The 8,349-nt window shown below is 65.7% G+C and carries 7 protein-coding genes and 1 pseudogene; 4 read left to right on the top strand and 4 right to left on the bottom strand.

The window, feature by feature from the left end; genetic code table 11:
* The 4 genes and pseudogenes from HUK84_RS06870 to HUK84_RS06855 form a co-directional block, all read left to right on the top strand.
* Positions 1-218: pseudogene (locus tag HUK84_RS06870) on the top strand (MBL fold metallo-hydrolase); the annotation flags it as partial.
* Positions 219-286: 68 nt separating this feature from the next.
* Entirely contained in the window at positions 287-1,933 is a 1,647-nt protein-coding gene (locus HUK84_RS06865; protein ID WP_176639620.1) for a S10 family peptidase, read from the top strand.
* Between the two features lie 187 nt (positions 1,934-2,120).
* On the top strand, positions 2,121-2,687 hold the full coding sequence (locus HUK84_RS06860) for a glyoxalase superfamily protein (RefSeq protein WP_281362750.1): 567 nt from the start codon (positions 2,121-2,123) through the stop codon (positions 2,685-2,687).
* A gap of 143 nt (positions 2,688-2,830) precedes the next feature.
* The gene (locus HUK84_RS06855) at positions 2,831-2,983 is read left to right on the top strand and encodes a hypothetical protein (protein WP_176639618.1); all 153 of its coding nucleotides are present in this window, start codon (positions 2,831-2,833) and stop codon (positions 2,981-2,983) included.
* An 82-nt stretch (positions 2,984-3,065) separates the two neighbouring features.
* Here the strand turns inward: HUK84_RS06855 and fusA are convergent, their stop codons facing one another.
* From fusA to HUK84_RS06835, 4 genes are all read right to left on the bottom strand, one after another.
* Positions 3,066-5,153 carry an elongation factor G gene (fusA, locus tag HUK84_RS06850; RefSeq protein ID WP_176639617.1) on the bottom strand — a complete coding sequence of 696 codons (2,088 nt, stop codon included), beginning with the start codon at positions 5,151-5,153 and terminating at the stop codon, positions 3,066-3,068.
* A gap of 204 nt (positions 5,154-5,357) precedes the next feature.
* Positions 5,358-5,660 carry a 50S ribosomal protein L28 gene (rpmB, locus tag HUK84_RS06845; protein WP_176639616.1) on the bottom strand — a complete coding sequence of 101 codons (303 nt, stop codon included), beginning with the start codon at positions 5,658-5,660 and terminating at the stop codon, positions 5,358-5,360.
* A gap of 162 nt (positions 5,661-5,822) precedes the next feature.
* Positions 5,823-6,113 carry a hypothetical protein gene (locus HUK84_RS06840; protein ID WP_176639615.1) on the bottom strand — a complete coding sequence of 97 codons (291 nt, stop codon included), beginning with the start codon at positions 6,111-6,113 and terminating at the stop codon, positions 5,823-5,825.
* A gap of 68 nt (positions 6,114-6,181) precedes the next feature.
* Positions 6,182-8,083 (bottom strand): ABCB family ABC transporter ATP-binding protein/permease, encoded by a 1,902-nt coding sequence (locus HUK84_RS06835; protein ID WP_176639614.1) that lies wholly within the window; start codon positions 8,081-8,083, stop codon positions 6,182-6,184.
* Positions 8,084-8,349 lie beyond the last annotated feature (266 nt).

Raw genomic sequence — 8,349 nt, 5'->3', positions numbered from 1 at the left:
GGATTCGCGCCGCCCTGAGTCCCGAGGCCGCGCCGCTGGCCGAACTGATGCGCCGCGTCTACCGCGCCATCCCGCCTGCCCTGCGCCGCGCGGCGGAACTGAACCTTCTGGCCCACCTGGAGAAATTGCAACAGGACGGACAGGCGGTTCACGGGCATGATGGCTGGCGCATCGTCCCGTCCCGTCCCGGGGCACCCGATCACACGCACCCGGCATAGCACCCGGCGATCCGCGGCCCGCCCGCGACCGTCCGGCCGTGCATCCCATCCACCCGGAGATCCGTTCGTTGAAGACTCGCCTGATGCTGCTGCTGTCCGCCTCGCTGCTCTGCCTGGGCCCAGCCCCCGGCCGCGCGGACGATCGCACGGATGCCAACCATGCGGCCCATCCCGCCCCCCATTTGTCCCAGCCGGTCGAACGGACCAGCAGCGGCACGGTGACGGTCGGCGGAAAATCCATCGCCTATCAGGCGGTCGCCGGCACGCTGGTCGTCCATCCCCATGGCTGGGACGATTCCGAGGACACGGTCCATCAGGAAATCCCGGGCAGCGACGCCCATGCGATCGACGGCAATCCCGACGCCACGGCGTCGATGTTCTACGTCGCCTATTTCCGCAAGGACGCCCGGCCCGAGACCCGCCCCATCACCTTCGTCTTCAATGGCGGTCCCGGCTCGTCGACCGTCTGGGTGCATATGGGCGCCTTCGGCCCCCGCCGGGTGGTGACGAATGACGACACCCACACCCCCGCCGGCCCGTACCGGCTGATCGACAACCCGCAAAGCCTGCTCGACGTCACCGACCTGGTCTTCATCGACGCGCCGGGCACCGGCTTCGGCCGCATCAACGGCAAGGACAAGGAAAAGCAGTTCTGGGGCGTCGACGAGGACGGCCAGGCCTTCACCGCCTTCATCACCCGGTTCCTGGCCAAATATGGCCGCTATAATTCGCCGAAATACCTGTTCGGCGAAAGCTACGGCACGATGCGCGCCGCCGTGCTGGTCAACGACCTGCAGAACCAGGAAAATATCGACTTCAACGGCGTCATCCTGCTGTCGCAGATCTTCAGCTACGACAACAGCGTGGACGAACCGACGCAGAATCCCGGCATGGACGAACCGTTCGTGCTCGCCCTGCCGACCTACGCCGCCACCGCCTGGTACCACCACAAGCTGCCGCAGCAGCCCACCGACCTGAAAGCTTTCCTGGCCGAGGTCGAGCATTTCGCCTCCACCGACTATCTGGTGGCGCTGCAGCAGGGCGCCGGCCTGTCCGCCGCCGACCGCGCCCGCATCGTCGAACGGCTGCACGCCTATACCGGCCTGCCGGCCGACTATATCCGCCGCGCCGACCTGCGGATCGACGGCGGCGAGTTCTCCAAGACGCTCCAGGCCGATGACGGCATGACCACCGGCCGGCTCGACACCCGCTTCTCGGGCCCCGTGCTGGACCCCCTCAGCAAGGAGGCCGGATACGACCCGCAATCCGCCTCGATCAGCTCCGCCTATGTCTCGCTGTTCAACGATTACGTGCGCAAGGTGCTGAATTACGGCGACGGGCTGACCTATCGCGCGGAAATCGACATCCCGCACTGGAATTTCCACCACGCCGCCGGCGGCCCCGACAGCCCGCCCTCGGACGGCCCGGCCAACGTGATGCCCGACCTGGCCCAGGCGATGAAGACCAACCCGACGCTGAAAATCATGCTGAATGCCGGCTATTTCGACCTGGCGACCCCCTATTACGAGGGGATCTACGAAATGCGCCACCTGCCCATCCCGGCGGCGCTGCAGAAGAACATCGAATTCCGCCAATACCAGTCGGGACACATGGTGTACGCCAACATCCCGTCCCTGACCCAGTTGCACGACAACATCGCCGACTTCATCCGCCGCACGGACAACCAGCCCGCAAGCGGATCGCCCGCGCCGTAGAGGCGAAAAAACATTGACGCGGACCGGTCGCGCCGTAAAGTCGTGACCGGTCCGACGCGACCAGCCGCCTGCGGCCGGCCGGCCACGGTGAACGCGTCTCCGGTTTCGTCCTTCCCCTTGTCCGGGCGAGCCCATCAGCAACGCAGGCCCTGATCCCGACGGTTCGCCCCGATTGGCAAGGTTGGGCATGCGTACCTTCAGACACGCGAAACTCATGGCATCCACGCTCCGCACGCTGCTTGCGGAACGAGGTGCTTCGATCGGCCACGCCGAGAGCCTGGAAATCGTCGCGCGACAGTTCGGCCTGCGGAACTGGAACATCCTGGCCGCCCGCATCGCCGCCGCCGAACGGCAGGAAACCCCCGCAGCGCTGCCGAAAGGCTGGTCCATCGCCGGCACGACCCCCGGAAACTACGCGATCGGCCTGGATGCCGCTCAAAGCAGCCGGACGGAGAAAATCGTCGCCATAAGCTGTCTCTTCTCGTCCCACGATCCGGACGCGGCCAGAATCCAGAACGGCTTCGGCACATTGATGCAGGCGATCGACGCACGCCCCTTCATCGGCAAGCGCCTGCGCTTCTCGGCCCTGTTGAAGACCCGGGACGTACCCGGACATGCCACCATCTGGATGCGGGTCGACGATAAAGCGCCGGATACGATCCTCTTCGACAATCTGATGAGCCGTCCCGCCGACGGCGCGCTGACGGGGACGTCCGACTGGACAGCGCGCCAGATCGTCTTCCAGATCCCCTAGAGCATCATCCGACCGGATGGACTCATCCGGTCGGATAAAGATGCTCGTTAAAACAAAGAGCTAGAGCCATATCCGTGAACCAGTGTGAATGGATATGGCTCTAGGACGCCGACAGCCTGCATTACGGGCTGCTGCTGACCGGCATGGGAACCGTCTGGGCAAAGACTTTCCGTCTCGAGGTCGTGGACGACCGCACGCCCCCTACCGCCACGCGGCAACATTATGAACGCCAGCGGCGCATGCGTCGCGTGATCGAGGGCGGTCCGCAGAACCTGGATTTCTCCGATATCGCCTGACCACGATCCGCCCCGGTGCGGCCGGGCACAAAAAAGCCGGCCCCCGAAGGGGCCGGCTTCCTGCTCTGTGATCCGGTCGGGATCAGGCCGACTTGGCCATGATCTCTTCGGCCACGTTGCGCGGCACCGGGTCATAGTGATGGAACTGCATCGTGAAGGACGCACGGCCCTTCGTGATCGACCGCAGGTGCGAGATGTAGCCGAACATCTCCTTCAGCGGCACCAGCGCACGGACCATGACGGTCGAGCCCGAGCTTTCCTGGTTCTGGATCATGCCGCGACGACGGTTCAGGTCACCCACCACGTCGCCGACATGGTCGTTCGGCGTGGTGATCTCGACATCCATGATCGGCTCCAGGATCACCGGGCCGGCCTTCTTCATGCCCTCGCGGAAGCAGGCCTTGGCGGCGATTTCGAACGCCAGCGCCGAGGAGTCGACGTCATGGTACTTGCCGTCCAGCAGCGTGAACTTGAAGTCCACGGTCGGGAAGCCCGCCAGCACGCCCGTTGAGGACTGCATGCGGATGCCCTTTTCCACCGCCGGTATATATTCCTTCGGCACGGTGCCGCCGACGACCTTGTTCTCGAACTGGATCTCCTCGTTCCGCTCCAGCGGCGCGAACTCGATCTTCACTTCGGCGAACTGGCCCGAACCTCCCGACTGCTTCTTGTGGGTATAGGTCTCGGTATGCGCCTGGGTGATCGTCTCGCGATAGGCCACCTGCGGCGCACCGATATTCGCGTCCACGCCATACTCGCGGCGCAGGCGGTCGATGATGATGTCCAGATGCAGCTCGCCCATGCCCGACAGGATGGTCTGGCCGGTTTCCTGGTCCGTCTTCAGGCGCAGCGAGGGGTCTTCGCCCGCCAGCTTCTGCAGCGCCAGGGTCATTTTCTCGACCCCGTCCTTGGTCTTCGGCTCGACCGAGATGTCGATGACCGGCACCGGGAAGCTCATGCGCTCCAGCACCACCGGATCGGTGGAGTCGGCCAGCGTGTCACCGGTCTGGGTGTCCTTCAGCCCCACGAAGGCCGCGATGTCGCCGGCGTGGACTTCCTTCACTTCCTGGCGCTTGTCGGCATGCATCTGGAAGATGCGGCCGATACGCTCCTTGTGGCCCTTGGTCGTGTTCAGGACCGAATCGCCCGAGCGCAGCACGCCGCGATAGACGCGCACGAAGGTCAGGGTGCCGTACTTGTCGTTGATGATCTTGAACGCAAGGCCGGCGAACTTGCCGTCCGGGTCGACCGGGATGATCGGCAGCTTGTTCTCGTCGACCTCTTCGTCCTCGGGCGGCGCGATGCGGATGCCCTCGACGTCGTCCGGCGCCGGCAGGTAGTCGATCACCGCGTCCAGCAGCGGCTGCACGCCCTTGTTCTTGAAGGCCGTGCCGCACAGCACGGGGCGGAACTCGCCCGAAATCGTGCCCTTCTTGATGCAGCGCTTCAGGGTCGCGACTTCGACGTCGCCCTTCTCAAAATATTCCTCCATGGCCGCCTCGTCGACGGCCAGCGCCGTATCCAGCAGCTCCTGGCGGGCCTCGGCGGCCTTTTCCTTCAGCTCGGCCGGGATTTCCTCGTCATGGTATTTCGCGCCCAGCTCGCCGCCTTCCCAGACGATGGCCTTCATCTCCACCAGGTCGACGACGCCGACGAAGTTTTCCTCGGTGCCGATCGGCAGCTGCAGCGGAATGGCGACGATGTCCAGCTTCTCCTTCAGCGTGTCGAACGCGCGGTAGAAGTCGGCGCCGGTGCGGTCCAGCTTGTTGATGAAGATGATGCGCGGCACGTTGTAGCGATCGGCCAGGCGCCAGTTGGTCTCGGACTGCGGCTGCACGCCGGCCACGCCCTCGATGATGAACACCGCGCCGTCCAGCACGCGCAGGCTGCGGTTCACCTCGATGTTGAAGTCGATATGGCCCGGCGTGTCGATGATGTTGATGCGATGGCCGTTCCACTCGCAGGTCACGGCGGCCGACGTGATCGTAATGCCGCGCTCGCGCTCCTGCTCCATGTAGTCGGTGGTGGTGTTGCCCTCGTGCACCTCACCGATCTTATGGGAAACACCGGTGTAGTACAGGATGCGCTCGGTGGTCGTGGTCTTGCCGGCGTCGATATGCGCGGTGATGCCGATATTGCGAATCAGCGAAAGATCGGACTTGTCGGACACGGGGGAACCTCCACAAGACAAATCAGGCGCGAACGGAACCTCTCCCCTCGCGCCTGCCAGAGCCGGAAGCTGCCCCCCATCCCCGAACCGGGGTTCCGGAAGATGCAGCCGGCGAAATAGACAGATGGGCCTGACATGCGTCAGGCGCCCAAAACATGCAAGCCCGGTCCGAACGAAAATTCGGACCGGGCTTGCATGCGAAACTCAAGCCGTTGCTTCGGCCTTCTTTTCCTGGGCGCGCAGGATGCGGCGCTTCAGGGCCTGGGCCTCGACCGGCAGCTTGCGGTTCGGGGTCGACAGCAGGAACGCGTCCAGGCCGCCATTATGCTCCACCGTGCGGATACCATGGGTGCTCAGGCGCAGGCGCACCGCGCTCCCCAGGATGTCGGACAGCAGCGACGTCTCCTGCAGGTTCGGCAGGAAGCGGCGGCGGGACTTGTTGTTGGCGTGGCTGACATTGTTTCCCGTCAGCACGCCTTTGCCCGAAATCTGGCAACGGCGAGACATGATATCATCCTCGGATAACTAAGGCCGAGGCAAGATGCTCCGGCAATGATCGTCAAGATTAGGCGCGGCTTATGGCCAAGCAGCCGCCCTCCGTCAAGCCGAAAGCAGCGATTCGGGGCATTTTCACCCCCTCCGCCCGTCCGGCCGCGCCAAAACCGGCATTCAGCCGGCGGGCCGGGCCCGGTCGCGATCCGGATGCAGCTCGCCCGCGCGGACGCTGTGCATCGCATTCTCCAGCATGGCCAGCATGGTTCCCTGGTCCATCGTGCGGGCCAGCAGCCCCAGCGATCCGCCCAGCAGGGCCGAGGCGATCGCGATCGGCGGCAGCTTCTCGCCCAGCATATATTCGATGGCCTTGTCGACCACCGCGCCGCAATGGCTCAGTTCCTCGGGCACCGATCCGTCATGGCCCAGCGTCGGATCCGCCGGGTTCTCCTGGTCCGTCCGCGTCATCGCGCCTCGCTCCCGTCCTTATCCATTATTCATTATCCATTATTCATTCACCCGCATTTTGCGCACCGTCACGCCCCAAGGCCAGTCCCCGAGGCCGCGCCCGCCTCCGCCCCGGGCCTTTTCCCGCCCCCGGCCCCGACCTCCTCCTCGGCCCGCTCCTCCGCCTGCGCCGCCCACATGCCGGCATACAGCCCGTCGCGGGCCAGCAGGCTGCGGTGGGTCCCGCGCTCCTTCACCACCCCGTCGCCCATCACAAGGATTTCATCCGCATCGACCACCGTCGACAGGCGATGGGCGATGATCACCGTGGTCCGTTCGGCCGACACGGTGCGCAGCGCGGCCTGGATCTCCTGCTCGGTATGGGTGTCCAGCGCGCTGGTCGCCTCGTCCAGGATCAGGATGCGCGGATTCTTCAGGATGGTCCGGGCGATCGCCACGCGCTGCTTCTCGCCGCCCGACAATTTCAGGCCGCGCTCGCCCACCCGCGTCGCATAGCCGTCCGGCAGCGCGGCGATGAAGTCATGGATCTGCGCCAGCCGCGCCGCATGCTCGATCTCGTCCTGCGACGCGCCCAGCCGGCCATAGGCGATGTTGTAGCCGATCGTGTCGTTGAACAGCACGGTGTCCTGCGGCACCACGCCGATCGCGGCCCGCAGCGCCGCCTGGCCGTAATCGCGCACGTCATGGCCGTCCACCACCACGCGCCCGGCCGTGACGTCATAGAAGCGGAACAGCAGCCGGCTGATGGTCGATTTCCCGGCCCCGGTCGGCCCCACGATCGCCACTCGTCCGCCCGCCGGAACGCTGAAGCTGACATCGTGCAGGATCTCGCGGTCGGGGCGATAGGAAAACCGTACATGCTCGAAGCGCACCGACGCGGCCGGCGCCTCGTCCAGCCGCGCCGGCAGGCCGATGGCCCCCGGCCGGTCGACGACGTCCGGCATCTCGTCCATCAGGTGGAACATCTGCTCCAGGTCCACCAGCGCGGTCCGCATCGCCGAATAGATGCTGCCCAGGAAATTCAGCGGCAGGTACAATTGCATCAGATAGGTGTTCACCAGCACGAAGCGCCCGACGCTCAGCCGTCCCTGCGCCACGTCCTGCGCCGCCAGCAGCATGACCAGCGTCAGCGTCACCGCGATGATCGCCGCCTGGCCGAAATTCAACCCGTTCAGCGAGACCTGGGTCCGGATCGCCGCGCGCTCATAGCGGGCCTGCGCTTCCTCGTAGCGGCGGCTCTCATGGTCCTCGTTGCCGAAATATTTGACGGTCTCATAGTTCAGCAGGCTGTCCAGCGCCTTCCAGCTCGCCTCGCTGTTGATCTCGTTCATCTCGCGCCGGATCCCGATCCGCCATGAGGTGAACGTGACCGTAAAGCCGACATAGGCCACCACCGCCGCCAGCATGATCGCCGCATAGCGCCAGTCGAACAGCCGCCAGATGACCGCGATCACCATCAGCGCTTCCAACAGGGTGGGAATCACATTGAACACGCCGACCCGCAGGATCGTCTCGATCGCCTCGGTCCCCCGGGCGATGGCGCGGGTTACGCTGCCCGACTGCCGGTCCAGGTGGAAGCGCAGCGACAGCGCGTGCATATGGCGGAAACTGCGCATCGCCGCGACGCAACTGATCCGGAAACGCACCGGCGCGAACAGCGCGTCGCGCCACTCCCCCAGCCCCGCCGACATCAGCCGCAGCATCCCGTACCCCACGATCAGCGCCAGCGGCATCACCGCCAGCCCCGCCGCCGGATCCCGGCCGTGATGCAAGGCATCGACCACCCGGCTGTACAGGTACGGCACGCAGATCGTCGCCACCTTGGCGGCCACCAGCAGAAAACACGCCCCCGCGACGCGCAGCCGGGTGCGCACATCGTTGCGGGGCCACAGATAAGGCAGCAACGCGCGCAGCGTGACCAGGACGGGGCGTTCCGGCACGCGCCGGGCATCGGATGGAGGCGGTGTCATGGTGCCGATGTGGCACGCCCACGGCGGTTTGCAAACCGTGCGGCGCCGATCCCGCCGGCCGGGATGCAGGATTGTCACAGCCTGACCCGCCCGGTATGGCATTCAGACCACCAGGAGCAGACCGGCATGACGTCCGACGCCGCATCTTTCCTCCGGCATATCGCCGCCTGCAACACCGCCCGCCTGCCCGGCCCGCGCACGCCGTTCCGCTTCGCCACCCCGCCCGCGGGCCACGCCCCGGGGGGCTGGGTCGCCCCTGAACTGGT

The sequence above is a fragment of the Nguyenibacter vanlangensis genome (assembly GCF_013376155.1).
Taxonomy (GTDB): domain Bacteria; phylum Pseudomonadota; class Alphaproteobacteria; order Acetobacterales; family Acetobacteraceae; genus Gluconacetobacter; species Gluconacetobacter vanlangensis.
The sequence above is the reverse complement of the archived record's forward strand: the minus strand, read 5'-3'. Positions and strand labels throughout refer to the sequence as shown.